This is a genomic window from Luteimicrobium xylanilyticum (assembly GCF_009429125.1).
Classification (GTDB): domain Bacteria; phylum Actinomycetota; class Actinomycetes; order Actinomycetales; family Cellulomonadaceae; genus Luteimicrobium; species Luteimicrobium xylanilyticum.
Window position 1 is genome coordinate 1,585,850 of record NZ_CP045529.1, and the last position, 26,141, is coordinate 1,611,990.

Sequence of the window (26,141 nt, forward strand, 5' to 3'; positions counted from 1 at the left end):
CCACCAGCCGAAGGAATGACCATGGCGAACTACACCGCCGCTGACATCAAGGCGCTGCGTGAGCGCACCGGTGCCGGCATGCTCGACGTCAAGAAGGCACTCGACGAGGCCGACGGCAACGCCGACAAGGCGATCGAGATCATCCGCAAGAAGGGCCTGGCGCGTGCCGCCAAGCGCGAGGGCAACGCGACCACCGAGGGCCTCGTCGCCGTCAAGGTCGAGGACACCCGCGCCGGCCAGGTCGCGACGCTGATCGAGCTGGACGCCGAGACGGACTTCGTCGTCAAGAACGAGAAGTTCGTCGCGCTGGCCGACGCCGTCCTCGAGGCCGCCGCCGCGGCCGGCGCCACCGACGCGGCGTCCGCGCTGGCCGCGCCGGCCGGCGAGGGCACCGTCGCCGACGCGATCGCCGCGCAGGGTGCGACCCTCGGCGAGAAGATCGTCCTGAACCGCGTGGCGCGCGTCGAGGCCCCCAAGGTCACGACGTACCTGCACCGGACCGCCAAGGACCTCCCGCCGTCGATCGGTGTCGTCGTCGCGACCGACGAGGCCGCCGAGCCGGTCGCCAAGGACGTCGCGCAGCACATCGCCGCGCTCGCCCCGCGCTACCTGTCCCGCGAGGACGTCCCGGCGGACGTCGTCGACAAGGAGCGCGAGATCGCGCGCGAGGTCTCGATCGCCGAGGGCAAGCCCGAGGCCGCGCTGCCGAAGATCGTCGAGGGTCGCCTGAACGGCTTCTTCAAGGACGCCGTGCTCGTGGACCAGCCGCTCGCGAAGGACACGAAGACGACGGTCGCCAAGCACGTCGCCGCCACCGGTGGCAACCTGCTCGGCTTCGTCCGGTTCCGCGTCGGCAGCTGAGGCTCGACGACACACGGTCCGTACGTGCACCCCGGGGCCCGGGTCGCCGCTGTCGCAGCGGCCCGGGCCTCGGTGCGCACCGGCGGACGCGCGGCGGACCAGCGCCGCTAGGGTGGGACGGGTGCTCGTCCGGGGACGAGCGCAGACGACGAGAGAACGGGTGAGCTCGTGACGGACGGTGTCGAGACGGACGGTGCGGTGGCCGAGGAGGCTCCCACCAGGAGGCGGGTCCTCCTCAAGCTCTCGGGCGAGGTGTTCGGGGGCGGCGAGGTCGGCCTCGCGGTCGACGTCGTCCAGGAGACGGCTGCCCAGATCGCGGCGGCGGTGGCCCAGGGCGTCCAGGTCGCGATCGTCGTCGGCGGAGGGAACTTCTTCCGGGGTGCCGAGCTCTCGCAGTCGGGCCTCGACCGTGCGCGTGCGGACTACATGGGCATGCTGGGCACCGTGATGAACTGCCTGGCGCTGCAGGACTTCCTCGAGCAGCAGGGCGTCAAGACGCGCGTCCAGACGGCGATCGCGATGGGGCAGGTCGCCGAGCCGTACATCCCGCTGCGTGCGATCCGGCACCTGGAGAAGGGCCGCGTCGTGATCTTCGGCGCCGGCGCCGGCATGCCGTACTTCTCGACCGACACGGTCGCCGTGCAGCGGGCCCTCGAGACTCACTGCGACGAGGTCCTCATGGGCAAGAACGGCGTGGACGGCGTCTACACCGCGGACCCGCGGACGGACCCGACGGCGCGGAAGCTCGACCACATCACCTACACGGACGCGCTCGTGCAGGAGCTCGGCGTCATGGACACGACGGCGCTGAGCATGTGCCGTGACAACGACGTCGAGATGCGTGTCTTCGGGATGAACGAACCCGGGAACGTGACGCGCGCCCTCGTGGGCGAGAAGATCGGCACGCTGCTCACGACGAGCTGACCCGGCCCGACGGCGTCGCCCGCGGCGCCCGAGACGGCCGGACGACGGACCACAACCGCGACAGACCGAACCAAGGAGCACCGGTGATCGACGACACCCTCCTCGAGGCCGAGGACAAGATGGACAAGGCGATCGAGGTCGCCAAGGAGGACTTCGCGGGGATCCGCACGGGCCGGGCGAGCGCTGGCATGTTCGCGAAGATCTCGGTCGACTACTACGGCGCGCCGACGCCGCTGCAGCAGCTCGCGTCGTTCAACAACCCGGAGGCGCGCACGATCCTCGTGTCGCCGTTCGACAAGTCGGCGACGCCCGCGATCGAGAAGGCGATCCGCGACTCGGACCTGGGCGTGAACCCGGCGACCGACGGCAACGTGATCCGCGTCGTCCTGCCTGCGCTCACGGAGGAGCGCCGCCGCGACTACGTGAAGCTCGCGAAGGGCAAGGCCGAGGACGCCCGCGTGTCGGTCCGCAACGTGCGCCGCCGCGCCAAGGAAGAGCTGGACCGCATCGCGCGTGACGGCGAGGCCGGCGAGGACGAGGTCGCGCGGGCGGAGAAGGAGCTCGAGTCGCTCACCAAGAAGCACGTCGACGTGATCGACGCGTTGCTGGCGGGCAAGGAGAACGAGCTGCTCGAGGTCTGATGGCGGCCGCGAAGCGTAAGAAGTCCGCGCGTCCGACACCGTCGTACCGGCGGAAGGGCGAGGACCTCCGGGCCGAGCTGCGAGCTCCGGTCCCGGTGGGCGACGCCGACCCCGAGTCGGTGGTGGCGGAGGACGGCGTGCCGTTCGCCGACCCGATCGTCGCCGCGGACCTGCCGGTGCCGCCGAAGGCGGGCCGGAACCTGCCGGCCGCGATCGCGGTCGGTGTGCTCCTGCTCGCGGTGGTCGCGGCGTCGCTCGTGTTCCGGCCCGAGTTCTTCGTGGCGTTCGCCGTGCTCGCGGTGGGCGGCGCCGTCTGGGAGCTCGCGCAGGCCTTCAAGCGCAGAGGCATCCGGCTGCCGCTGCTGCCGCTCCTCGTGGGCACGGCCGGGATCCTCGTGTCGTCGTACTACTCGGGTTCCGAGGCCCTCATGGTCTCGTTCCTGCTCACGGTGGGCGGCGTGGTCGTGTGGTGCGCGCTCGACGAGTCCGGGGCGGCTGGCGTGCGCGACGCCGCCGCGGGCGTCTTCGCGACGGCCTGGCTCCCGTTCATGGCCGGGTTCGTCATGCTCCTGCTCGCCGAGCCGCAGGGCGAGCTGCGGGTCGCGCTGTTCGTGCTGCTGGCGGTGGCGAGCGACACGGGCGGCTACGTGGCCGGAGTCCTGTTCGGCCGGCACCCGCTCGCGCCGACGGTCAGCCCGAAGAAGAGCATCGAGGGCCTGATGGGGTCGTTCGTGCTCGCGATCGCGGTCGGCCTCGTGGGCGCTCACGTGCTCGACGCCGACCCGTGGGTGGGCGTCGCGCTCGGTGTGCTCGCCCCGCTGACGGCGACGCTCGGGGACCTCGCCGAGTCGCTCCTCAAGCGCGACCTAGACTTGAAGGACATGGGACGCCTGCTGCCGGGCCACGGCGGCATCCTCGACCGGCTCGACTCGCTGCTCATCACGGCCCCGCTCGTGTACGTGCTCCTCGCGACGGCCGTCCCGGGCTGACAGCCCACCCGCTCACGCCAGGCCGCGGGAGAACCCCGCGAGCCGCACCACGCCGACCGACCCCGATATCGTCTGGACCCGACATGCCGACCGTCACCCCGCCCGCGGGCCGCACCCCGCTGCAGCTCGCCGCCCCCCGCCGGGGCAAGCCTCCGCGCCACTTCGCGGACCTCACGCCCGCCGAGCGGGCGCAGGCTGTCGTCGACCTCGGGGAGAAGCCGTTCCGGGCCAAGCAGCTCGCGACGCACTACTTCACGCACCTCACGTCCGACCCGCAGGCCATGACGGACCTGCCCGCGGCGACGCGCGACGTCCTCGCCGAGACGCTCTTCCCGCCGCTGCTCGAGAAGGCGCGCGTCCTCGAGGCCGACGGCGGCACGACCGTCAAGACGCTGTGGCACCTGTTCGACGGTGCCAAGGTCGAGTCGGTGCTCATGCGCTACCCGCACCGCAGCACGCTGTGCGTGTCGAGCCAGGCGGGGTGCGGCATGGCGTGCCCGTTCTGCGCCACCGGGCAGCTCGGCCTGACCCGCAACCTGTCGACGGCGGAGATCGTCGAGCAGGTGCGGTCGGCGGCGCGCTCGCTGGCCGACGGCGAGATCCCCGGTGGTCCTGCGCGCCTCAACAACCTCGTGTTCATGGGCATGGGGGAGCCGCTCGCCAACTACAAGGCCGTCATGGGGACCGTGCGCACGCTCGTCGCCAAGGAGCCCGAAGGGCTCGGGATGTCGGCGCGCAACGTCACCGTCTCGACCGTGGGCCTCGTCCCCGCGATGCGCAAGCTCGCGGACGAGGGCATCCCGGTCACCCTCGCGCTGTCGCTCCACGCGCCGGACGACGAGCTGCGCTCCGAGCTCGTGCCGATCAACACCCGCTGGTCGGTCGACGAGGCGCTCGACGCCGCCCGCCACTACTTCGGGGTGACCGGTCGTCGCGTGAGCATCGAGTACGCGCTCATCCGCGACATGAACGACCACGCGTGGCGTGCCGACCTGCTCGGGCGCAAGCTCAACGCGCGCGGCCGCGGCTGGGTCCACGTCAACCCGATCCCGCTCAACCCGACGCCCGGTTCCATCTGGACCGCGAGCGACCCCGCGGTCGAGGCGGAGTTCGTGGCACGATTGCGCGAGCACGGGATCCCGACCACGATCCGGGACACCCGTGGCAGCGACATCGACGGCGCGTGCGGTCAGCTCGCCGCGGAAGAGGAGTGACGTGTCCAGGTTCAGCACCGTGGGGAAGCTCACGACCGGCTACGACCCCGACGAGGTCGACGACTTCTTCGACTACGCGAGAGCGGTCTACGAGGGCCGGGAAGCCGGGCCGTTCGCGGCCGCGGACATCCAGGCCGTGTCGTTCGAGCTCGTCCGTGGCGGGTACGACACCCACGAGGTCGACGCCGCGCTCGACCGGCTCGAGGCGGCGTTCTCGGTCCGGGACCGTGGCGCCTTCGTCGCGCAGCACGGGCCGCAGGCCTGGATGGACCGGATCGCCGAGGACGCGCGGACGCTGTACCCGCGTCTGAACCGCCCCTCGTGCGAGAAGTTCGCCCCGGCGGGCCGCGGCGAGGCCGGCTACGACATGGACGACGTCGACGCGCTGCTCGACCGGCTCGTGGACTACTTCGACCGGCAGGTCCCGATCACGGCGTCGGAGATCCGCGCGGCGACGTTCCGGCGGCGCCGGGGGGCCGACGCGTACGCGGAGGGCCCGGTGGACGCCTACCTGTCCCGGGCCGTCGAGGTGCTGCTCGGCGTCGAGTGAACGGCTCCGCCCGGGCATGAACCACCGCACGACGTCGGCGCCGTGGGTGCGCGGCGTGGCGCGCGGCCTGACCTGGGTGAACACCCGCCACCCGTGGAGCCACAACGACCACTTCCACGGCTGGCTGCTGCGCCGGCTGCCGCGCCGTCGTCGGACGGTGCTGGACGTGGGCTGCGGGAGGGGTGCTCTCGTCTCGCTCCTGGCGGACCGGTTCGACCGGGTCGACGGGATCGACGCGGACCCGGCGACGGCGGCATGGACCGCCGCGCGGTTCGCCGCGGACGGCCGCGTCCGGATCCGCGAGCTGGCCTTTGCCGACGTGCGCCCGCCGGACGGCCTGGACGGCTACGACGCGATCACCATGGTCGCGGTGCTGCACCACCTCGACCTCGTCCCGGCACTCGAGCACGCGCGCGAGCTGCTCGCGCCGGGCGGACGGCTGCTCGTGGTCGGGCTCGCGCGGGTCGCGACCCGTCGCGACGTCGCGGTCGACCTCGTGTCGGCGGTCGCGAACCCCGTCGTCGGGTTCGTCAAGCACCCGCGGGTGGTCCGCGCCGCGCTGCCCGACGGCGCCCCGCCGGTCTCCCGTCCCGCTGCCGGCTGCGAACCGCCGGTGGTCCTGCGCGACGCGGCCGTCACGTTCGACGAGGTCGTTCGGGCCGCCCGGTCCGTGCTGCCGGGCGCACGCCTGCGCCGTCGGCTGTTCTTCCGCTACACGCTGGAGTGGACCGCGCCGCAGTGACGACGTCGTCGGCGGAGGGGCCCGGGCCTGGGAGGATGGCGGGCATGGCCGTCAGCACCCCTCCCCGCACCGTGACCCTGCTCGGCTCAACCGGGTCGATCGGCACCCAGGCCGTCGACGTGATCGGGCGCAACCCCGAGCGGTTCGTGGTCGAGGCGATCAGCGCGGGCGGCACCGACCCGGCGCTCGTCATCGACCAGGCGCGGGCGCTCGGCGTCCGCGCCGTCGCCGTCGCGGACCCGGAGTCCGCGCGCGTCGTCCGGGACGCGCTGGGGTCGGTCGAGGTTCTCGACGGGCCGGACGCCGCCGCCGAGGTCGCGGGGCGGGGGAGCGACGTCGTCCTCAACGGGATCACCGGCGCGGTCGGGCTGCGCCCCACGCTGGCCGCGCTCGGCGCCGGCTCGACCCTCGCGCTCGCCAACAAGGAGTCCCTCGTGGTCGGCGGGCGGCTCGTCACGGGCGCCGTCCGGCGACCGGACCAGGTCGTCCCGGTCGACTCGGAGCACTCCGCGATCGCGCAGTCCCTGCGGTCGGGCGCGGCGGGGGAGGTCCGCCGCCTCGTGCTCACCGCGTCCGGCGGGCCCTTCTTGCGGCGGTCGCGGGACGAGATGAAGACGGCGACGCCCGCCGAGGCGCTGCGCCACCCGAACTTCGCGATGGGTCGCGTCGTCACGACGAACTCCGCGACGCTCGTCAACAAGGGCCTCGAGGTGATCGAGGCGCACCTGCTCTTCGACGTCCCGTTCGACCGCATCGAGGTCGTCGTGCACCCGCAGCAGATGATCCACTCGATGGTCGAGTTCCAGGACGGCTCGACGATCGCCCAGGCCGGTCCGCCGCGCATGCTCGTGCCGATCGCGCTGGGGCTGTCGTGGCCGGACCGGCTCGCCGACGTCGACGTGCCCGTCGACTGGACGCAGGCGGCCACCTGGGAGTTCGCGCCGCTCGACGAGCAGCGGTTCCCCGCGGTCGCGCTCGCCCGGCGAGTGGGCGCCGAGGGCGGGGTGGCGCCCGCCGTCTACAACGCCGCCAACGAGGTGTGCGTCGACGCGTTCCACGACGGCGCGATCGGGTTCCTCGACATCGTCGACACGGTCGCGCAGGTCGTCGACGCGCACGTGGACGCGGACCTGGACGCGTCGAGCGTCGAGGGCGTGCTCGCGGCCGACGCGTGGGCGCGCGACGAGGCGCGCGCGGTCCTCGCACGCCGTTGACGGATGCCGTCGCCCGACGTCAGCGCGACGCGCGGCCCGGCACGTCGATCCGGGCCGCGGAGCCGACGACGAGCCGGTCGCAGCCGGACCGCTCGACGACGGCCCCGCGCGGGGCGACGAGGGCCACGGCGAGGTCGTCGCGCTGCGTCGGCCGCCCGTCCCCAGGGCGGGTTCAGCGCTCACCCAGGTGCGCCGTGCATGCTGGGCGTCCCGTCCGACCGTCCCCTCTGGAGGATCGAAGCGCATGGCCGTCGTGATCGCGGTGCTCGTCGTGGTGGTGGGCGTGCTGGTGTCCATCGCCCTGCACGAGGTGGGCCACATGGTCCCGGCGAAGCTCTTCGGGGTGCGGGTGAGCCAGTACATGGTCGGCTTCGGGCCGACGCTGTGGTCGCGGACCCGCGGCGAGACGGAGTACGGGCTCAAGGCGATCCCCGCGGGCGGGTACGTGCGGCTCGTCGGGATGTACGCGCCTGCTCCTGAGGGCCACCGCCCGCGCAAGGGCTGGTTCGGGGAGATGACGTCCGCGGCCCGCGAGGCGTCCGCCGAGGAGATCCTCCCGGGCCAGGAGTCCCGGGCGTTCTACCGGCTGTCCGCGCCCAAGAAGGTCGTGGTCATGCTCGGCGGCCCCGTCATGAACCTGGTCATCGCGTTCGTCCTGACCCTGATCGCGCTCACGGCCATCGGGGTGCAGACCCCCACGACGACCGTCGGCACCGTCCCCGCCTGCGTGCCGACGTCGTCCGACGGCGTGTGCCGGGCAGGAGACCCGGCGGCGCCGTCGTCGGCCGCGGGGCTCCGGGCCGGGGACACGGTCCTCAGCTACGGCGGGACGGCGGTGACGAGCTGGGACGAGCTGGCCGACGCCATCGCGCACGGCGGCACGGACGCCACGACGCTCGTCGTCGAGCGCGACGGGCACGACGTCACGCTCGACGTGACCCCGGCCGAGCGGAAGGCGCAGACGACGGCCGACGACGGGACCGTGACGACGACGACCGTGCCCTACGTCGGGATCGAGCCGACGTTCGCGCGCGAGCACCAGTCGCCCGCGACGGCTGCGAGCCAGACGTGGGACATCACGACGCAGACCGTCGGGCTCGTGGCCCAGCTCCCCGTCAAGGTCGTCGACGTCGCCCGCGCCACGTTCGGCGACGAGCCCCGCAGCGCCGACTCCGTGATGAGCGTCGTCGGCGTCGGCCGGGTCGCGGTCGACGTCGCGGGCGCGGACCAGGCGTCGGTGATCGCCCGCGTGCAGGCGATGCTCCTGCTGCTCGCGAGCCTCAACGTCGCGCTGTTCGTGTTCAACCTCATCCCGCTCGTCCCGCTCGACGGCGGCCACGTCGTCGGCGCGCTGTACGAGGGTGCGAAGCGCACGGTCGCCCGCGTACGGAGGCTGCCGCGGCCCGGCCCGGCGGACACGGCCCGCATGATGCCTGTGGCGTACGCCATGTTCGGGCTGCTCACCGTCATGGGCGTGCTGCTCATCTACGCGGACATCGTGGATCCCGTCCGCCTCACATGAGCATCTCCACGAGATCCGACGGGTCTGCACCGCTCCCGTTCGCGCCGCCGCGCCCGACGGGCGTCGCGGGCGGGAGATACTAGGGGTGTGAGCGTCCCGATCAACCTCGGCATGCCCGAGGCCCCCGTACCCGTCCTCGCCCCCCGCCGCAAGACGCGCAAGATCCGTGTCGGCAAGGTGGAGGTCGGTGGCGACGCCCCGATCAGCGTCCAGTCCATGACGACGACGCTGACCTCGGACATCAACGCCACCCTGCAGCAGATCGCCGAGCTGACCGCGTCCGGCTGCGACATCGTGCGCGTCGCCGTGCCCAGCGCCGACGACGCCGCGGCCCTCCCCGCGATCGCGAAGAAGTCCCAGATCCCCGTCATCGCGGACATCCACTTCCAGCCGAAGTACGTGTTCGCCGCGATCGAGGCCGGCTGCGCGGCCGTCCGCGTCAACCCGGGCAACATCCGCAAGTTCGACGACCAGGTCAAGGAGATCGCCCAGGCGGCGAAGGACCACGGCACGTCGCTGCGGATCGGCGTCAACGCCGGCTCGCTCGACCCGCGCCTGCTCGCCAAGTACGGCCGGGCCACGCCCGAGGCGCTCGTCGAGTCCGCCGTCTGGGAGGCGTCGCTCTTCGAGGAGCACGACTTCCACGACTTCAAGATCTCGGTCAAGCACAACGACCCCGTCGTCATGGTGCGCGCCTACGAGCTCCTGTCGGAGCGCGGCGACTGGCCCCTGCACCTCGGCGTGACCGAGGCCGGGCCGGCGTTCCAGGGCACCATCAAGTCGGCGACGGCGTTCGGAGCGCTTCTCAGCAAGGGCATCGGTGACACCATCCGCGTGTCGTTGTCCGCGCCGCCCGTCGAGGAGGTCAAGGTCGGCATCCAGATCCTCCAGTCCCTCAACCTGCGGCCCCGCAAGCTCGAGATCGTCTCGTGCCCGTCGTGCGGCCGCGCCCAGGTCGACGTGTACTCGCTCGCCGAGCGCGTCACCGCCGGGCTCGAGGGCATGGAGGTGCCGCTGCGCGTCGCCGTCATGGGCTGCGTCGTCAACGGCCCGGGCGAGGCCCGCGAGGCCGACCTCGGCGTCGCGTCCGGCAACGGCAAGGGCCAGATCTTCGTCAAGGGCGAGGTCATCAAGACCGTGCCCGAGGCGATGATCGTCGAGACCCTCATCGAGGAGGCCATGCGCATCGCCGACTCCATGCCGGCCGAGGAGCGCACCCCGTCAGGTCCCGTCGTCACCGTGAGCTGAGCCCGCCCGCACGCCTGACGGCGCTCGTGAGGCGCATGGGGGAGAATCGGCGCATGGTCCGCCTGTTCGCCCGCGACGACGCGCACGGCTTGCGCGCCGCCCCCGCGCGCGTCCTGGGGCGGCACGAGGCTGCCGCAGCGCTCGCGGTGTGCGCCGTCGACCCGGTGACCGCGGCTCTCGCGGCGGCCCGGGTCGCCGACTGGCCCGAGGCCGACGCACGCGGCGGCGGGAGCGTCTGGGCGTACCCCGCGGCCGGCGCGCCGACCGCGATCTGCTGGTCCGGTGCCAACCTGTTCCCCGTGGTCCCCGAGACGGGACCCGAGCGCGAGGCCGCCATCGACGCCTTCGCTGCCGCCGCGCGGCTCGAAGGGCGGCGCAGCTCCTCGATCGTCGGCGACGCCCCCGTGGCCCTGGGCCTGTGGGAGCGCCTCGCGCCCACCTGGCCCCGGCCGCGCGAGATCCGGGCCAGCCAACCGTCCATGGCCATCGCCCGCGACCCCGACGTCGCCCCCGACCCCGCCGTCCGGCGCGGCCTGGGCGAGGAGCTCGGTGCGATCCTGCCCGCCTGCGTGCGCATGTTCGTCGAGGAGGTCGGGTACTCGCCCGTCGTCGGCGGCAGCTCCGCCTACGAACGGCGCGTGCGCCAGCTCATCGCGACCGGGCGGTCCTTCGTCCGGATGGAGCGCGGCGCGGACGGGAGGCCGTTCGTCGCCTTCAAGGCCGAGCTCGGCGCCGTCACCGATCACGTCGCCCAGATCCAGGGCGTCTGGGTCGATCCCGGCCGCCGCGGCCACCGGCTGTCCGAGGCGGGCGTCGCAGCCGTCGTGGTCGCCGCGCGCCGCGAGGTCGCGCCGGTCGTGTCGCTGTACGTCAACGACTACAACGCCCCGGCGCTCGCCGCGTACCGCAGGGTCGGCTTCGAACAGGTCGGGACCCTCGCGACGGTCCTGTTCTAGCGACCGTCCCGCGCCGTCAGGCGCGGGTGGACCAGCCGTCGAACGACGCGACGAGGCGGCGGACCGCCCGGTCGAAGCGCGTCGCCGGGTCCGGGAACGACAGCCGGCCCGCGGCCGTGACCAGCGGGAAGCGCTCGGCGTCGAGGCGTCGTTCGCGCTCGGGCAGGTCGTAGCGCGCGTCGCCCGACGAGCGGGCCTGGCGGACCGCCTGCTCCTCGATCGTCGCGCCGACGGTGAACGCGTACAGCACGGTCGAGACCTCGACGGCGGTATCGAGGTCGACGCCGCCGTCGACGAGGGCTGCGAGGAGGGGCTCCTGCGCCTCGAGCACGGTGACGTCGGTGAGGTAGGTGCCCGCGAAGAGACGCGCGCCGTCGCGATGGGACAGCAGGGTGGCCCGGAGCGTGCCGGCGAAGGCGACGAGGAGGTCGTCCGGGCGGTCGGCGGGGGAGCGCGCGGGAAGCGCGCCGAGGGCCTCTCGCCAGAGCGCGGTCCCCATCTCGTCGACGAGGTCCGCCTTGCTCCGCACGTGCCAGTAGAGCGCCGCCGCCTTGACGTCGAGTCGCGCGGCGAGCGCCCGCATCGTGAGGTCGTCGAGGCCTACCTCGTCGAGGAGGTCGAGCGCCGCGCGCACCACCTGGTCGCGTGTCAGCCCCTTGCTCACCCGGCCCACCTCCCGACGGATCCATGCCCTTGCATCCTTAACGATGTTAAGTCACGATGGGGCCATCGGTACTGAACAGCGTTAAGGAGAGGTCATGCTCGCCGCCGTCGTCACCGGACCGAGGGTCGGCCCGGTCGCCGCGTCCTTCCCTGACCCGCCTGCCGCCGAAGGCCGCGAGCTCGTCACCCTGGTCGCCGCCGGGCTGCATCCCGTCGTGCGCCAGCTCGCCGCGGGCGAGCACTACGGCAGCACCGACGCACGGCCGTCCGTGCCCGGGGTCGACGCCGTCGCCCGGACCGCCGACGGCGCGCTCGTGTACACGGGCTTCACCGCCCACCCGTACGGGACGTTCGCCGAACGGCTCGCGGTCCCGATGAGCTTCCCGCTGCCCGACGGTACGGACCCGCTGCAGGCTGCCGCTGCCCTCAACCCGGGCATGGCGTCGTGGCTGCCGCTGCGCGAGGCCGCGCGGCGCGGGCCGCTCGGCACCGTGCTCGTCGTCGGGGCGACGGGGGTCGCGGGCTCGCTCGCGGTTCGGAACGCCCTCGCCCTCGGTGCAGCGCACGTCGTCGCCGTCGGCCGCGACACCGCGGCGCTCGACGTCGCCGTCGACGGCGGGCGAGGGGCGGTCACGGCCGTCCCCCTGTCGTCCGTGCGCGACGACGACGTCCGCACGCTCACGGACGCTCTCGCCGAGCGCCGCCCCGGCCTCGTGCTCGACTTCCTCTGGGGCGCGCCGGCCGAGTCCGTCCTCGACGCGCTCACCGGGTCGGGTCTCGACGAGGACGAGCACCGGACCGAGTACGTCGAGATCGGGCAGGCCGCCGGGCCCCGCGCGTCGGTACCCGCCGCCCTGCTCCGCTCGACCGCGCTCACCCTCCGCGGCTCCGGCGCGGGCTCCGGCTCGGTGCAGGAGGTCCTCGCGGAGATCCCCGTCTACCTCGGCCGGCTCGCGGACGGCAGCGTCCACGTCGACGTCGAGGCGTACCCGCTCGAGCGCGTCGCCGACGCCTGGGGCGCGACCTCCCGCGGGCGGCGTGTGGTCGTCACCGGCCCCGCGTACGACGGCCCGCGCTGACCGCTCAGGCCGCCGTGGTCAGCGAGAACGTCGCCCGGTACTCGGACGGGCTCACGCCGAGGGTGCGGCGCAGGTGGAGCCGCAGGTTCGCGGGCGTGCCGAGGCCCGCGGCCTGCGCGACGCGGTCGACGCCCCAGTCGGTCGTCTCGAGGAGCTCGCGCGCCCGGTCGACGCGCGCGGTCGTGAGCCACCGGAGCGGCGACAACCCGGTCTCCGTGGCGAACGCGCGGGCGAGCGTGCGCACGGACACGTGCGCGTGCCGGGCGAGGTCGGCGACGGTGAGCGGCTCGTCGAGCCTGCCCAACGCCCACGCCCGGGTCGCGGCGAGCACGTCCTGCCGTGCGGGCTCGTCGGCCCGCGGGACGAACTGCGCCTGACCGCCGTCGCGGTGCGGGGCGGCGACGATGGACCGCGCGACCTCGTTGGCGGCAGCCGCGCCGTGGTCCGTGCGCAGCAGGTGGAGGCACACGTCGATGCCGGACGCGACGCCCGCCGCCGTGACGACGTCGCCGTCGTCGACGTAGAGCACGTCCGGGTCGACCGTCACGCGCGGGTAGGTGCGCGCGAGGCGGTCGGCGTGCTGCCAGTGCGTCGTCGCGACACGGCCGTCGAGCAGCCCGGCCTGGGCGAGCGCGAACGCGCCGACGCAGATCGACACGAGCCTCGCGCCGCGCGCGTGCGCGGCGCGCAGGGCATCGAGCACGGGCGGTGCCAGCGGCCGGTCGACCTCGTGGAACGCGGGCACGACGATGGTGTCCGCCCGGTCCAGCGCCTCGAGCCCGGCGCCGGCGAGCAGGGGGAAGCCTCCTGTCGTCGGGACGGGGCCGGGCCGCTCGCCGCAGAGCTCGACCTCGTAGGGGTAGCTGCGCCGCTGGAGCACCTGGAACGGGATCCCGACCTCCATCGGCAGGGCGTCCGCGAGCGCGAGGACGGCGACGCGGTGGGCTCCGGTGGTGGAGGGAGTGGTCATGGCAGAAATCTAGCGCAGCGCGGCATTCCTGCCTCTCGTGCGCGTCCCCGCTTCCCGCGACGCTTGCTTCGTGACCACCACCAGCCCCCTGTCCCCGCCCTCCGCCCCGACCGCTCCGCCGCAGCCCGGCCCGGCCGTGCGGCGCCTGGTGACGGCCCAGGGCCTCGCCGTGCTCGGCACCACCGTCGACCTGACGCTCACGGGCGTCGTCGGTGCCCACCTGGCCCCCAGCCGCGTCCTCGCGACGGTCCCGTTCAGCCTGATCCCGCTCGCCGCCGCTGCGTCCACCTTCGCGTGGTCGCGGCTGGTCGGGCGTGCGGGCTACCGGCGGGCGTTCGGCGTCGCCCCCGCGTTCGCCGTCGTCGCCGGGCTCGTCTGCGCGCTCGCCGTGCAGCTCGACCAGTTCTGGCTGTTCTGCGTCGGGACCGCGTTCGTCGGCGTCTACCAGGCAGGAACCGGCTACTACCGGTTCGCCGCAGCCGAGTCGTGGCCCGACGCACGGGCCCGGGCCGTGAGCACCGTCCTCGCCGGCGGCCTGGTCGCGGCGCTCGTCGGACCGTTCCTCGCGACCGCGCTCACCCACGCCACCCCGACGCCGTACGTCGCCTCCTACCTGCTCGTCGCCGCCGCGGGCCTCGCCGCGCTCGCGTGGAACGCGTTCCTGCCGCGCAGCCTCGCGGTCCTCGGCCGCACAGACGGCGTCGCCGCCGCGACGGTGGTCTCAGCTGCCGACCAGGCCCACCAGGCCGACCAGTCCGACCCGGCCGACGACGGCGTGCGGTCCCGCGCGGTGCTCTGGCGCCAGCCCGTGCTGCTGGGCGGCGTGGCCGCTGCGGCGCTCGCCGCGTTCGCGATGATGTCGATGATGACGGCGGGCCCGCTCGCCGGGACGGACCTGGGGCACAGCGAGGGTCAGGCGGCGCTCGCGGTCCAGCTCCACATGGTCGGCATGTACGCGCCCGGGTTCGTCGTCGCCCGGTGGATCGGCCGGTTCGGCGAGCGACGGGTCGCGCTCCTCGGCACGGCGGTGATCGTGGTCGCGGGCGCCGCGGCCCTCGTCAGCCCGTCCCTGCCGGCGTTCGTCGTCGCGATGGCGGCCGTCGGGGTGGGCTGGAACCTGGCCTTCAGCGGTGGCAGCGCGATGGTGGCGGCCTCGTACGGACCGGCCGAGCGGGGTCGCGTGCAGCCCGTCTCCGAGGTCCTGACCACGGCGGCCCAGGTCGCGGGCGCGCTGAGCGCCGGGGCGCTCGCGACCGCGTCGGGCTGGCCGGCCCTCGGCGGCGGCGTGGCGGTCGCGTCCCTCGCGGTGGGCGTCGCGCTCGCCTGGTCGGGACGCGGTCAGCGCAGGAGCCGCGACATCCGCCGGTCCGCGAGCACCTGACCACCCGTCTGGCAGGTGGGGCAGTACTGCAGCGAGCGGTCCGCGAACGACACCTCGTGGACCGTGTCGCCGCACGGCACGCCGTCCCAGCCGGGGCACGGCTCGCCCGTCCGCCCGTGCACGCGCATCCCGCGACGCTTGGCGTCCTTGAGCTCGGCCGCGGGCCTGCCCGACGACGCCGCCACGGCCTCGCGCAGCACGTCCCGGATCGCGGTGTGCAGGGCCACCACGTCGTCCGACGGCGGCCCGTCGGCCCCGCCGTAGGTCTTGGTGAGGCGGAACGGGCTCGTCCGGGCGACGAGCAGGATCTCGTCCGAGTACGCGTTCCCGATGCCCGCGATCGCACCCTGGTCGCGCAGCAGTCCCTTGATCTGCTGGTTCTTGCGGGCGAGCAGCTCGGACAGGACCTGCGGCGTGAACGCGTCCGACATCGGCTCGACACCGAGCGTCGCGACCTGCGGGACCTCGGCCGGGTCGGCGACGACGTACACGGCGAGCCGCTTGCGCGTCCCGGCCTCGGTCAGGTCGAAGCCCCCGCCGTCGTCGAACCGCACGCGCAGCGCGAGCGTGGGCCGGTTGCCCCCGCCCCCGCCCGCGCGAGGCCGCACCGGCGTCGTCGGCGCCTGCTCGGACCAGCGCAGCCACCCGCCCCGGGCGAGGTGGAAGACGAGATGGAGCGCTCCGCCGTCGGCCCCGTCTGGCGGGACGGCCACGACGTCGAGCCACTTGCCGTGCCGGACGACGTCGCCAACGCGCCGGCCGACGAGCGCGTCCAGCGGCGGGGCGTACGTCTTGAGCGCGGAGATCTGACCCAGCGCGACGGACGTGATCTGGTGCCCGCTCGTGCGGTCCCGCAGGAACCCGACGAGCGCCTCGACCTCGGGCAGCTCCGGCATCGTCCCATCCTGGCCCGCCGGTAGGCTGTCCCGCATGTCGCACGACCTGACCTCCTCGTCCCCTGCCGTCCTGCGGATGTCCACGCTGTTCGTCCGGACCCTGCGCGAGGACCCGGTCGACGCCGAGGTCGCGAGCCACAAGCTGCTGGTGCGCGCCGGCTACATCCGCCGCGCGGCGCCCGGCATCTACACGTGGCTGCCGCTCGGCCTGCGCGTCCTCGCGAAGGTCGAGGCCGTGGTCCGCGAGGAGATGCAGGCGGCGGGCGCGCAGGAGGTGCACTTCCCGGCGCTGCTGCCGCGCGAGCCCTACGAGGCGACCGGCCGCTGGACCGAGTACGGCCCGGGCCTGTTCCGGCTCAAGGACCGCAAGGAGGCCGACTACCTGCTCGCGCCCACGCACGAGGAGATGTTCACGCTCCTGGTGAAGGACCTGTACTCCTCGTACAAGGACCTGCCGCTCACGCTCTTCCAGATCCAGACCAAGTACCGCGACGAGGCCCGGCCCCGTGCCGGCCTGATCCGCGGGCGCGAGTTCATCATGAAGGACGCCTACTCGTTCGACGTCGACGACGCCGGCCTCGACGCCTCCTACGCCGCCCAGCGCGCCGCCTACCAGCGGATCTTCGAGCGGCTCGGGCTCGAGTACGTCATCGTCGCCGCGACCAGCGGCGCCATGGGCGGTTCGCGGTCGGAGGAGTTCCTCACGCCGACGCCCATCGGTGAGGACACGTTCGTGCGCTCCGCCGGCGGCTACGCGGCGAACGTCGAGGCCGTCGTCACACCCGTCCCGGACGCCGTCCCGTACGACGACGCCCCCCCGGCCCACGTCGAGGACACCCCCGACACCCCGACCATCGAGTCGCTGGTGGCGGTCGCGAACGAGCGCTTCCCGCGCCCCGACCGCGCCTGGACGGCGGCGGACACGCTCAAGAACGTCGTGCTCGCCGCGACGCACCCGGACGGACGCCGCGAGGTGCTCGTCGTCGGGCTGCCCGGCGACCGTGAGGTCGACCTGAAGCGCCTCGGCGCCTCGCTCGAGCCGGCCGAGGTCGAACCCGCGGGCGACGGCGACTTCGCCGCGCACCCCGAGCTCGTCAAGGGCTACATCGGCCCGGGCGCCCTCGGGCCGCAGGGCGCGCAGGTGACCGTCGGCGCAGGGCCGGACGCGTCCACCGTCTCGGCGGTCCGCTACCTGCTCGACCCGCGCGTCGTCGAGGGCACCCGCTGGATCACCGGCGCGAACCAGCCCGGCCGGCACGTCTTCGACCTCGTCGCGGGTCGCGACTTCGCCGCCGACGGCACGATCGAGGCGGCCGAGGTCCGCGCCGGCGACGAGGCCCCCGACGGCTCGGGTCCGCTCGAGCTCGCCCGTGGCATCGAGATCGGCCACATCTTCCAGCTCGGCCGCAAGTACGCGCAGGCCCTCGGCCTGACCGTGCTCGACCAGAACGGCAAGCAGGTCGTCGTCACCATGGGGTCGTACGGTGTCGGCGTGACGCGCGTGATGGCGTCGCTCGCCGAGGCGAACCACGACGAGAAGGGCCTCGCGTGGCCGGCGCACGTCGCGCCCGCCCACGTCCACGTGGTCGCGACCGGCAAGAGCCAGGACGTGTTCGACGCGGCCGACACGATCGCCTCCGGGCTCGCCGCGCGCGGCATCGAGGTGCTGTACGACGACCGCCCCAAGGTCTCGCCGGGCGTGAAGTTCGCGGACGCCGAGCTGATCGGCGTGCCGGTCGTCGTCGTCGTGGGCCGAGGGCTCGCGGACGGCGTCGTCGACGTGCGTGGCCGCGCGGGCGACGACGCCGAGCAGGTGCCCGTCGCGGACGTCGTCGAGCGCGTGGCGGAGCGGGTCGCCGCGCTCCTCTGAGGCGCCCTCTTCCGCCGAAGTAGTACGGCCGCCGGTATACCTCGCGAGGTATACCGGCGGCCGTACTACTTCGGGGTGCCGCCCGGGAGCGCGGTGATCGCGGCGCCCGCGTCGACGGCCGCCCGGGCGCTGTCCGCCAGGAGGTCCGCGACGGCGGCCCGACCCTTCGGGTCGAGCGTGTCGAGGAGGGCCGCGTAGCCGGTCGTCAGGCGCGACTCGACCGTGCGGGCGACCGACTTGGCCGGCAGCGCGTACGCCGTCCGCCGGGGGTCGCCGTCGGTGCCGGCGACCCCGGCCGCGGTGGCCCAGTCCTGCGCCCGGGCGCGGTGCACGGCGGCACGGGCGGCGGTCTCCTTGCGTGCCGCACCGCTCGACCGCGCGGCGACGACCTCGAGCAGGTATCCCGCGGCGTCCTCGTCCTCGATCACGGTCGCCGCGACGGTGGCCCGTGCGCCCTCGGGGAGCGTGGCCGGGACGGTCACCCGGGCGGCCTGCGTCGCGGGAGCCTTGACGTGGGCGACCGCGGCGAGCGCCCGCGCGCTCAGGTCCTGGGACGTGCCGACCTGGGCGACGAGCCGCGCGAGGTGGGCGTCGTCCGCGTCCGCCAGGCGTCCACGCGCCGCGCTCGACGCGGCGCCGAGCCGGCGGACGACGGCGGCCGCCGTGGGCTTGGTCGTTGTCGTTGTCGCCGTCGCCGTCGCCCGTGCCGAGGCGGTCGGGCTCGTCGTCGGCGCCGGGCCGTCGTAGACGCCGCCGAGCGCGGTGACCTGCGTGCCCGCCTGCTTCACGATCGCCCGGAGCCGGGTCGCGACCGCCCCCGTCGCGCCGTCGTCGAGGGCTGCCCGGGCGAGATCACGGACCCCGACGACGTCCGCGACGGTCGCGGCCCGCACGAGCTCGTCGGCAGTCGGCGTCAGGGGCGGCGGCGGGTCGGACTCGAGGCGCACGCCGCAGCCGCTCAGGACGAGCGCGAGCAGGACGGCGGCCGCCGCGGCGAGGAATGCAGGCGGCCGGCGGGGCAGGGCGCGGGCGGGGGACGGGTGCGGTTGCATCGCGCCCGATGATCCCACGACCGGGCTGGCGACAGCGCCACGACGCGGACGCCGCGCCGGACGTCGGGACGCCGACCGCCCGTCGAGTCGGTAGTCTTGACCCGCACAACAGCACACCGGTCGAGACGATCTCGATCGCTGCCCGGCGCACCCGGCTCGCGGTCCTCAGAAGCTCGCGTCCCGCAGGTGGGCCGTGAGAACCGACAGGAGAACGCATGCCCAGGCAGCAACCGGCGGACACGGTCCGCGAGGTCGTCGCGCCGGTGGTCGATCGCGCGGGTCTGTACCTCGAGGACGTCGTCGTGTCCCGCGCCGGCAGCCGCTCGGTCGTGCGCGTCACGCTCGACCTGCCCGAGGACGTCCTCGGCAGCCTCGACCTCGACGCCGTGGCCGACGTCTCGCGCGAGGTCTCGGAGGCGCTCGACGCCGCGTCCGACGTCCTGCCCGGGCAGTACACGCTCGAGGTCTCGACGCCCGGGACCTCGCGGCCGCTCACCGAGGCCCGGCACTTCAAGCGGGCGCGCGGACGGCGCGTCAGCCTGGCGCTGCGCGACGGCCGTACGTACGAGGGCCGGCTGTCCGACGTCGAGGGCGACGAGCTCGTCCTGACGGAGGTCCCTGCCGGGCAGCCCGAGCGGGTCGACCGCTCGGACGTCGCGCGCGGCAGCATCGAGGTCGAGCTCTCACGGTCTGCTGGAACCACCGACGACGAGGAGGCCTGATGGACATCGACATGAGCGCTCTGCGCGCGATCGAGCGCGAGCGGGACATCAGCCTGGACGTCCTGGTGGGGGCGATCGAGCAGGCCCTGCTCTCGGCCTACCACCGCAGCACCGGGGCGCAGCCGCACGCGCGCGTCGAGCTGGACCGCACGTCCGGACGCGCGGCCGTGTGGGCGCGTGAGGAGGTCGTGGACGAGGACGGGGTGCACAGCTTCGGCCCCGAGTTCGACGACACGCCCGCCGACTTCGGCCGGATCGCCACCGCGACCGCACGCCAGGTGATCGTCCAGCGGCTGCGCGACGCCGAGGACGACGCGATCCTGGGCCAGTTCCGCGGCAAGGAGGGCGAGGTCATCGCCGGCGTCATCCAGCAGGGCCGCGACCCGCGCGTCGTGCTGGTGGAGGTGGGCGGCGTCGAGGCGGTGCTCCCGCCGCACGAGCAGGTGCCGACGGAGGAGTACGTCCACGGCGAGCGGCTGCGCGCCTACGTCCTCGAGGTGACCCGCGGAATGAAGGGCCCGCAGATCACGTTGAGCCGGACGCACCCGAACCTCGTGCGCAAGCTGTTCGAGCTCGAGGTGCCCGAGGTCGCGGACGGCTCGGTCGAGATCGTGGCGCTGGCCCGCGAGGCCGGTCACCGGTCCAAGATGGCCGTCCGCACGACGGTCTCGGGGCTCAACGCCAAGGGCGCCTGCATCGGCCCGATGGGGGCGCGCGTGCGGGCCGTCATGGCCGAGCTGCACGGCGAGAAGATCGACATCGTCGACTACAGCCCGGACCCGGCGCGCTTCGTCGGCAACGCCCTGTCGCCGGCGAGCGTGAACGAGGTCACGATCGTCGACGAGGACACGCGCTCGGCACGGGTCGTCGTGCCGGACTACCAGCTCTCGCTCGCCATCGGCAAGGAGGGCCAGAACGCCCGTCTCGCCGCGAAGCTCACGGGGTGGCGCATCGACATCCGGTCCGACGAGGGCGCGCCCGAGGGCGGCTCGGCCCGCCCGACGGCGGGGTGACCCGGGGCCGACGGGGTAAGATGTCCGACAACGGGTCTCAGGCCCGGCCGATGTCGCACGTCCTCCCCGTATCCTCGTCACCGAGCGAGCCCCCAGGGGCACCGGTGCGGACGTGCGTCGGCTGCCGGTCCCGTGACCTTCGGTCCGACCTCGTGCGCCTCGTGGCGCGGACGGACGACGGCCCGGCGGGTGCCGCCCAGACGGCGGTGCTCGTGGTGGACGTCCGACGCTCGCTCCCGGGGCGTGGCGCGTGGCTGCACCCGCGGATGCGCTGCCTGGAGCTGGCCGAACGCCGCCACGCGTTCCCCCGGGCGCTGCGCCTGCGCAGTGCGCTCGACGCGAGCGGAGTCCGTCAGTTCCTCGTCGGCCTCGGTGCCGAGTGACGACCACGTGCGAGAGCACGACATGCCAGACACGTCTATCAGGAAGCGGGTCAGAAACACATGGGCACGCGATGAGCACCCTGCGATGAGCACCCCTCAGTACTAACGACGGTCCTCCCTGTCCGGGCGGGCCGAGACAGGAGAGTTGTGGCCAAGGTCCGCGTCTACGAGCTCGCCAAGGAGCTCGGTGTCGAGAGCAAGACGATCATGACGAAGCTCACCGAGCTCGGTGAGTTCGTCCGGTCGGCGTCCTCGACGATCGAACCACCCGTCGTGCGCAAGCTGCGCGACGCCTTCCCCGCCGGTGCAGGTGCCGGCGCGTCCGCCACCGGCAAGGGTGGCGCGGCGAAGCCTGCCGCGAAGCCCGCGGCAGCGAAGCCTGCGGCCCCCCGCCCCGCCGCGCCCCAGGCGCCGGCCGCGGAGGAGACCCCCGCACCCGCTGCCGAGCGCCCCGCGCCCGCCGAGCGGCCCGCGCCGCGCCAGTCCGCGCCGACGCCCGGCCCGAAGCCCGCAGCGGCGCCCAAGCCCGCCGCGGGCAACGAGTCGACGGCCCCGCGGCCCGGCGCCCCGCGCCCGGGCGGCGCGGCGCCGCGACCCGGCAACAACCCGTTCGCGTCGAGCCAGGGCATGCCCCGGCCGCGTCCGGGCAACAACCCGTTCGCGTCGCAGCAGGGCATGCCCCGGCCGCAGTCGCGCCCCGACCGTGGTGAGGGCTCGGCCGAGCGGTCGGGCGGTCCGCGTCCCGCGGCCCCGCGCCCCGGTGGCGCACCCCGCTCCGGTGGCGCCGCACCGCGTCCCGGCGGCGCCCGCCCGAACCCCGGCATGATGCCGGGCCGCACGTCGCTCGGCCGGCCCGGTGCCGGTCAGGGTGCCGGCGGCGGTGGTCGCCCGGGTGGCGGCGGTCGCGGTGGCTTCGGCGGCGGTGGCGGTGCCGGTGGCGCCGCGCGTCCCGGCGGTGGCGGTGGCTTCGGCGGTCGCCCCGGTGGCGGCGGTCGTGGCGGCGCCGGTCGTGGCAGCACGCAGGGCGCCTTCGGGCGCGCCGGTGGGCGTCCCGTGCGCGGACGGAAGTCGAAGCGCGCGAAGCGCCAGGAGTTCGAGCAGATGCAGGCGCCGTCGCTCGGCGGCGTCACCGTCCCCCGCGGCGACGGCTCGACCGTCGTGCGTCTGCGCCGCGGCGCCAGCCTGTCCGACTTCGCGGACAAGATCGACGCGAACCCCGCGAGCCTCGTGACCGTCCTCTTCCACCTGGGCGAGATGGCGACCGCGACGCAGTCGCTCGACGAGGACACCTTCGGCACGCTGGGCGCCGAGCTCGGCTACGTCATCGAGATGGTGTCGGCGGAGGACGAGGACCGTGAGCTCCTCGGTGCGTTCGACATCGACCTCGAGGGCGAGCTGGAGGCCGAGGGCGACGACGTGCTCGAGCCGCGGCCCCCAGTCGTCACCGTCATGGGTCACGTCGACCACGGAAAGACGAAGCTCCTCGACGCGGTCCGTTCCTCGGACGTCGTCGCGGGCGAGGCCGGTGGGATCACCCAGCACATCGGCGCCTACCAGGTGCACCACGAGCACGAGGGCGTCGACCGGGCGATCACGTTCATCGACACCCCGGGTCACGAGGCGTTCACCGCCATGCGTGCCCGAGGTGCACAGGTCACCGACATCGCGATCCTCGTGGTCGCGGCGGACGACGGCGTGATGCCCCAGACCATCGAGGCGCTCAACCACGCGCAGGCGGCGAACGTGCCGATCGTGGTCGCGGTGAACAAGGTGGACAAGGAGGGGGCGAACCCCGACAAGATCCGCCAGCAGCTCACCGAGTACAACCTGGTGGCCGAGGAGTACGGCGGCGACACGATGTTCGTCAACGTGTCCGCGAAGAACCGCGTCGGCATCGAGGACCTCCTCGACGCCGTCCTGCTCACCGCGGACGCCGCCCTCGACCTGCGCGCCAACCCTGACAAGGACGCGCGCGGCGTCGCCATCGAGGCCAACCTCGACAAGGGCCGCGGCTCCGTCGCGACCGTGCTCGTGCAGTCCGGCACGCTCGCGGTCGGCGACTCGATCGTCGCCGGAACGGCCCACGGCCGCGTCCGCGCGATGTTCGACGAGCACGGCGAGAACCTCGACGTGGCGCTCCCGTCGCGTCCGGTCCAGGTGCTCGGCCTGACCTCGGTGCCCCGCGCCGGCGACACGTTCATCGTGGCCCCCGACGACCGCACCGCACGGCAGATCGCCGAGAAGCGCGAGGCCGCCGAGCGTGCCGCGACGCTGGCCAAGCGCCGCAAGCGCATCAGCCTCGAGGACTTCACGCAGGCCCTCGAGCAGGGCAAGGTCGAGACCCTCAACCTCGTCCTCAAGGGCGACGTGTCCGGTGCCGTCGAGGCCCTCGAGGACGCGCTGCTCAAGATCGACGTCGGCGACGAGGTCGAGCTGCGCATCATCCACCGCGGTGTCGGTGCGATCACGCAGAACGACGTCAACCTGGCGACCGTGGACAACGCGATCATCATCGGCTTCAACGTCAAGCCCGCGGACCGCGTCCGCGACCTGGCCGACCGCGAAGGCGTCGACATCCGCTACTACACGGTCATCTACCAGGCCATCGACGACGTCGAGGCCGCGCTCAAGGGCATGCTCAAGCCCGAGTACGAGGAGGTCCAGCTCGGGACCGCGGAGATCCGCGAGATCTTCCGGTCCTCGAAGGCGGGCAACATCGCGGGAACGATCGTCCGCTCGGGCGTCATCACGCGAAACTCCAAGGCTCGCGTGCTGCGTGGCGGTGTCGTCGTGGGGGACAACCTCCAGATCGACTCGCTCAAGCGGTTCAAGGACGACGCCACCGAGGTCCGCGAGGGCTACGAGTGCGGTATCGGGCTCGGGTCGTTCAACGACATCCAGCTCGAGGACGTCATCGAGACCTTCGAGATGCGGGAGAAGCCGCGTTCGTGACGCTCCTTCCGCCGGGGTGACGATCCGTCGTCGCCTCCGCCCTGCCCGTCCGGGAGAGGGGTGGCGGGTCTGCCGCGGGCCTGGCGGCCCGTGCCGGCCCCACCACGACCCGCCACACCTCTCCCTCCGGGCAGGGCTCTGTTCGTTCTGTCACCATGGCGCGAGCGTCACGTTCGCGGGCTTGGGTGGACCAGGGGTTGCTTCGCAACCCCGGAGATGAGGGTTGATGGCTGAGAGTGTGCGGGCCAGGAAGCTGGCCGAGCGGATCCAGCAGGTCGTCGCGACCATGCTGGACCGGCGGATCAAGGACCCGCGGCTCGGTCACGTCACCGTGACCGACGTGCGCGTGACCGGGGACCTGCAGAACGCCACGGTGTTCTACACCGTGCGGGGGACGGAAGAGGAGCGGGCCGGGACCGCCGCGGCGCTCGAGAGCGCCAAGGGAGTCATCCGGTCCGAGGTCGGCAAGCAGACGGGGATCCGGCTCACGCCGACGCTCGAGTTCCAGCTCGACGCGATCCCGGAGAACGCCGCCCACCTCGAGGACGCGCTCCGCGCCGCCCGCGAGAAGGACGCCGAGCTCGCCGCGCTGCGCGAGGGCAAGGACTTCGCGGGAGACGCCGACCCCTACAAGCGTCCCGAAGAGGACGCCGCAGACGACGAGGACGACGAGGCCTGACGGCGCGAAGCGCACCAGACCCCGCGTCGAGAACGGGCTCGCCGCCCGTCCGGTTCTCCGGACGAGCGGCGAGCCCGTTCTCGTGGGGCGGCGAGCCCGTGCTCGACGGCGCAGCCCGGCCGGGCGGTCAGCGCTCCTTGCCCGTGGCGCGCGGCATGAGGAAGGCGGCCACGGCACCGGCGGCCAGGATCGCCGTCCCGACCCACAGCGCCGGCTGGAGACCGTCGGCGAAGGACTCGGGTGTGAACGCACCGCCCGCGGCGAGGAACACCGCCGTCACCACCGCGACGCCGAGCGCGACGCCCACCTCACGGATGGTCGCGTTGACGCTGCTCGCGGTGGCGTGGTCGGACTCGGGCAGACCCGCGAGCACCGCGGTGGCCACGGGCGCGAACGTCAGCCCCATCCCGACCCCCGCGAGCACGAACGCCGGGACGAACGAGGGGTAGTCCACGGTCGGCCCGACGAGCGCGGCGATCCAGCCGAGCGCGACCGTCTGGAGGACGAGTCCGCCGGCGACGAACGGGCGCACGCCGAACCGCGGTGCGAGCATCCCGGCGACCGGCGCGACGACCATCGGGGCCGCGGTCCACGGCAGGGTCCGCAGGCCCGCGGCGAACGGGGAGTACCCGCCGCCGATCTGCAGGTACTGCGTGAGCAGGAAGACGGCCCCGAACATCCCGACGGAGAACGCGAGGCTCGTCGCGTTCGAGACCGAGAAGCTCCGGGACCGGAACAGCCGCAGCGGCACGAGCGGGTGGTCCGTGCGTCCCTCCCGTACGACGAACGCCACGAGCAGGGCGACGGCGGCCACGAGCATCCCGACGGTCGTCACGGAACCCCAGCCACGGTCGTTGGCGCCGACGATCGCCCAGACGCCGAACAGGACGCCTGCGGCGGACAGGACCAGGCCCGTCACGTCGAGGCGGACCGAGGCGGGCTCCGACTCGCGCAGCGCCCGCAGCGCGAGCGGGATCGCGACGGCCGCTACGGGGACGTTGAGCCAGAAGATCGCCTGCCACGACAGCCCGTCGACGACGGCGCCGCCCACGACCGGCCCGAGCGCGACACCGAGGCCGGACACGCCACCCCAGACGCCGATCGCCATGGCCCGCTTCGCGGCCGGGACGGCTCCGGCGAGCAGGGCCAGCGACAGCGGCATGATCGCGGCACCGCCGACGCCCTGGAGCGTGCGGGCCGCGATGAGCTCGGTGGGTGTGCCGGACAGGGCGCTCCCGATCGAGCCGAGCGCGAACACCGCGATGCCGACGACGAACGTCCGGCGTCGCCCGAGCCGGTCGCCGAGGGTGGCGAGCGGGATCATCAGGGTCGCGAACGCGAGGGTGTACGCGTTCACGAACCATTGGAGCTGCTCGACGCTGGGGGACAGGTGGCGGGAGATGACGGGCAGCGCGCCCGTCATCACGAGGTTGTCGAGAGTCGCCATGAACATCGGCAGGGACGCGGCGACGAGCGCGAGCCAGACGGGCGCGGTGCGCTGCCGCCGGGCATCGAGGTCGGGTGCCGGCGAGGGCCGGCGGGTGGGGACCGCGGTGGACATCAAGACCTCCGGATGAGGTGGGCCGAGGACGGGAGGGCTGCGCGGCGCGCGAGCCGAGG

The 26,141-nt window shown here is 73.9% G+C and carries 24 protein-coding genes; 19 read left to right on the forward strand and 5 right to left on the reverse strand.

Features of this window, described 5'->3' with window-relative positions; translation table 11 throughout:
• Positions 1 to 21 precede the first annotated feature (21 nt).
• The 11 genes from tsf (at position 22) to KDY119_RS07020 (ending at position 10,861) form a co-directional block, all read left to right on the forward strand.
• Entirely contained in the window at positions 22 to 861 is an 840-nt protein-coding gene (tsf, locus tag KDY119_RS06970; protein ID WP_153022108.1) for a translation elongation factor Ts, read from the forward strand.
• 168 nt (positions 862 to 1,029) lie between these two features.
• Positions 1,030 to 1,785, forward strand: a complete 756-nt coding sequence (gene pyrH / locus KDY119_RS06975; protein ID WP_051136652.1) for a UMP kinase — start codon at positions 1,030 to 1,032, stop codon at positions 1,783 to 1,785.
• An 83-nt stretch (positions 1,786 to 1,868) separates the two neighbouring features.
• Complete coding sequence (frr, locus tag KDY119_RS06980) at positions 1,869 to 2,426, forward strand: ribosome recycling factor (RefSeq protein WP_036951483.1); 558 nt, start codon at positions 1,869 to 1,871, stop codon at positions 2,424 to 2,426.
• Entirely contained in the window at positions 2,426 to 3,415 is a 990-nt protein-coding gene (locus KDY119_RS06985; protein ID WP_083890922.1) for a phosphatidate cytidylyltransferase, read from the forward strand. Before frr ends, KDY119_RS06985 begins: the two co-directional genes overlap by 1 nt.
• A gap of 83 nt (positions 3,416 to 3,498) precedes the next feature.
• Positions 3,499 to 4,629: a 23S rRNA (adenine(2503)-C(2))-methyltransferase RlmN gene (gene rlmN / locus KDY119_RS06990; protein ID WP_051136651.1), complete on the forward strand. Its 1,131-nt coding sequence runs from the start codon at positions 3,499 to 3,501 to the stop codon at positions 4,627 to 4,629.
• Between the two features lies 1 nt (position 4,630).
• The gene (locus KDY119_RS06995; RefSeq protein ID WP_036951480.1) at positions 4,631 to 5,179 is read left to right on the forward strand and encodes a DivIVA domain-containing protein; all 549 of its coding nucleotides are present in this window, start codon (positions 4,631 to 4,633) and stop codon (positions 5,177 to 5,179) included.
• 16 nt (positions 5,180 to 5,195) lie between these two features.
• Positions 5,196 to 5,921 (forward strand): class I SAM-dependent methyltransferase, encoded by a 726-nt coding sequence (locus KDY119_RS07000; protein ID WP_083890921.1) that lies wholly within the window; start codon positions 5,196 to 5,198, stop codon positions 5,919 to 5,921.
• A 44-nt stretch (positions 5,922 to 5,965) separates the two neighbouring features.
• Positions 5,966 to 7,135, forward strand: coding sequence for a 1-deoxy-D-xylulose-5-phosphate reductoisomerase (dxr, locus tag KDY119_RS07005; RefSeq protein WP_153022109.1), 1,170 nt, complete (start codon positions 5,966 to 5,968; stop codon positions 7,133 to 7,135).
• A 244-nt stretch (positions 7,136 to 7,379) separates the two neighbouring features.
• Positions 7,380 to 8,657 (forward strand): M50 family metallopeptidase, encoded by a 1,278-nt coding sequence (locus tag KDY119_RS07010; RefSeq protein WP_036951471.1) that lies wholly within the window; start codon positions 7,380 to 7,382, stop codon positions 8,655 to 8,657.
• An 87-nt stretch (positions 8,658 to 8,744) separates the two neighbouring features.
• A complete protein-coding gene (gene ispG / locus KDY119_RS07015; protein WP_036951469.1) occupies positions 8,745 to 9,905 on the forward strand; it encodes a flavodoxin-dependent (E)-4-hydroxy-3-methylbut-2-enyl-diphosphate synthase in 1,161 nt (386 codons plus the stop codon).
• A gap of 53 nt (positions 9,906 to 9,958) precedes the next feature.
• Entirely contained in the window at positions 9,959 to 10,861 is a 903-nt protein-coding gene (locus KDY119_RS07020; protein ID WP_153022110.1) for a GNAT family N-acetyltransferase, read from the forward strand.
• Positions 10,862 to 10,877: 16 nt separating this feature from the next.
• Here the strand turns inward: KDY119_RS07020 and KDY119_RS07025 are convergent, their stop codons facing one another.
• Positions 10,878 to 11,525 (reverse strand): TetR/AcrR family transcriptional regulator C-terminal domain-containing protein, encoded by a 648-nt coding sequence (locus KDY119_RS07025; RefSeq protein WP_036951466.1) that lies wholly within the window; start codon positions 11,523 to 11,525, stop codon positions 10,878 to 10,880.
• A gap of 94 nt (positions 11,526 to 11,619) precedes the next feature.
• On the opposite strand from KDY119_RS07025, the gene KDY119_RS07030 reads away from it, so the two are divergent.
• A complete protein-coding gene (locus KDY119_RS07030; protein WP_036951463.1) occupies positions 11,620 to 12,603 on the forward strand; it encodes a zinc-binding alcohol dehydrogenase family protein in 984 nt (327 codons plus the stop codon).
• 4 nt (positions 12,604 to 12,607) lie between these two features.
• On the opposite strand, the gene KDY119_RS07035 is transcribed toward KDY119_RS07030, so the two are convergent.
• On the reverse strand, positions 12,608 to 13,573 hold the full coding sequence (locus KDY119_RS07035; protein WP_036951460.1) for a GlxA family transcriptional regulator: 966 nt from the start codon (positions 13,571 to 13,573) through the stop codon (positions 12,608 to 12,610).
• 70 nt (positions 13,574 to 13,643) lie between these two features.
• Here KDY119_RS07035 and KDY119_RS07040 point away from each other — a divergent pair, with 70 nt between their 5' ends.
• Entirely contained in the window at positions 13,644 to 14,954 is a 1,311-nt protein-coding gene (locus KDY119_RS07040) for an MFS transporter (protein ID WP_194174368.1), read from the forward strand.
• On the opposite strand, the gene KDY119_RS07045 is transcribed toward KDY119_RS07040, so the two are convergent.
• The gene (locus KDY119_RS07045; RefSeq protein WP_036951458.1) at positions 14,912 to 15,850 is read right to left on the reverse strand and encodes an Fpg/Nei family DNA glycosylase; all 939 of its coding nucleotides are present in this window, start codon (positions 15,848 to 15,850) and stop codon (positions 14,912 to 14,914) included. The two genes, KDY119_RS07040 and KDY119_RS07045, sit on opposite strands and share 43 nt — an antisense overlap.
• A 34-nt stretch (positions 15,851 to 15,884) precedes the next feature.
• Between KDY119_RS07045 and KDY119_RS07050 the strand changes: the two genes are divergently transcribed.
• A complete protein-coding gene (locus tag KDY119_RS07050) occupies positions 15,885 to 17,720 on the forward strand; it encodes a proline--tRNA ligase (RefSeq protein WP_227994554.1) in 1,836 nt (611 codons plus the stop codon).
• Between the two features lie 65 nt (positions 17,721 to 17,785).
• On the opposite strand, the gene KDY119_RS07055 is transcribed toward KDY119_RS07050, so the two are convergent.
• Positions 17,786 to 18,772 (reverse strand): DUF4439 domain-containing protein, encoded by a 987-nt coding sequence (locus tag KDY119_RS07055; RefSeq protein WP_153022112.1) that lies wholly within the window; start codon positions 18,770 to 18,772, stop codon positions 17,786 to 17,788.
• Positions 18,773 to 18,987: 215 nt separating this feature from the next.
• On the opposite strand from KDY119_RS07055, the gene KDY119_RS07060 reads away from it, so the two are divergent.
• The 5 genes from KDY119_RS07060 to rbfA all read left to right on the forward strand — a co-directional run bounded on the left by KDY119_RS07060 (position 18,988) and on the right by rbfA (position 24,521).
• Positions 18,988 to 19,494 carry a ribosome maturation factor RimP gene (locus tag KDY119_RS07060; RefSeq protein WP_036951440.1) on the forward strand — a complete coding sequence of 169 codons (507 nt, stop codon included), beginning with the start codon at positions 18,988 to 18,990 and terminating at the stop codon, positions 19,492 to 19,494.
• Positions 19,494 to 20,507 carry a transcription termination factor NusA gene (nusA, locus tag KDY119_RS07065; protein ID WP_036951437.1) on the forward strand — a complete coding sequence of 338 codons (1,014 nt, stop codon included), beginning with the start codon at positions 19,494 to 19,496 and terminating at the stop codon, positions 20,505 to 20,507. The genes KDY119_RS07060 and nusA overlap by 1 nt, the downstream gene beginning before the upstream one ends.
• Before the next feature lie 50 nt (positions 20,508 to 20,557).
• The gene (locus KDY119_RS07070; RefSeq protein ID WP_051136756.1) at positions 20,558 to 20,890 is read left to right on the forward strand and encodes a YlxR family protein; all 333 of its coding nucleotides are present in this window, start codon (positions 20,558 to 20,560) and stop codon (positions 20,888 to 20,890) included.
• Positions 20,891 to 21,037: 147 nt separating this feature from the next.
• Complete coding sequence (gene infB / locus KDY119_RS07075; protein WP_153022113.1) at positions 21,038 to 23,842, forward strand: translation initiation factor IF-2; 2,805 nt, start codon at positions 21,038 to 21,040, stop codon at positions 23,840 to 23,842.
• A gap of 226 nt (positions 23,843 to 24,068) precedes the next feature.
• Positions 24,069 to 24,521 carry a 30S ribosome-binding factor RbfA gene (gene rbfA / locus KDY119_RS07080; RefSeq protein WP_036951421.1) on the forward strand — a complete coding sequence of 151 codons (453 nt, stop codon included), beginning with the start codon at positions 24,069 to 24,071 and terminating at the stop codon, positions 24,519 to 24,521.
• 127 nt (positions 24,522 to 24,648) lie between these two features.
• On the opposite strand, the gene KDY119_RS07085 is transcribed toward rbfA, so the two are convergent.
• Positions 24,649 to 26,082 (reverse strand): MFS transporter, encoded by a 1,434-nt coding sequence (locus tag KDY119_RS07085; protein ID WP_051136646.1) that lies wholly within the window; start codon positions 26,080 to 26,082, stop codon positions 24,649 to 24,651.
• Positions 26,083 to 26,141 lie beyond the last annotated feature (59 nt).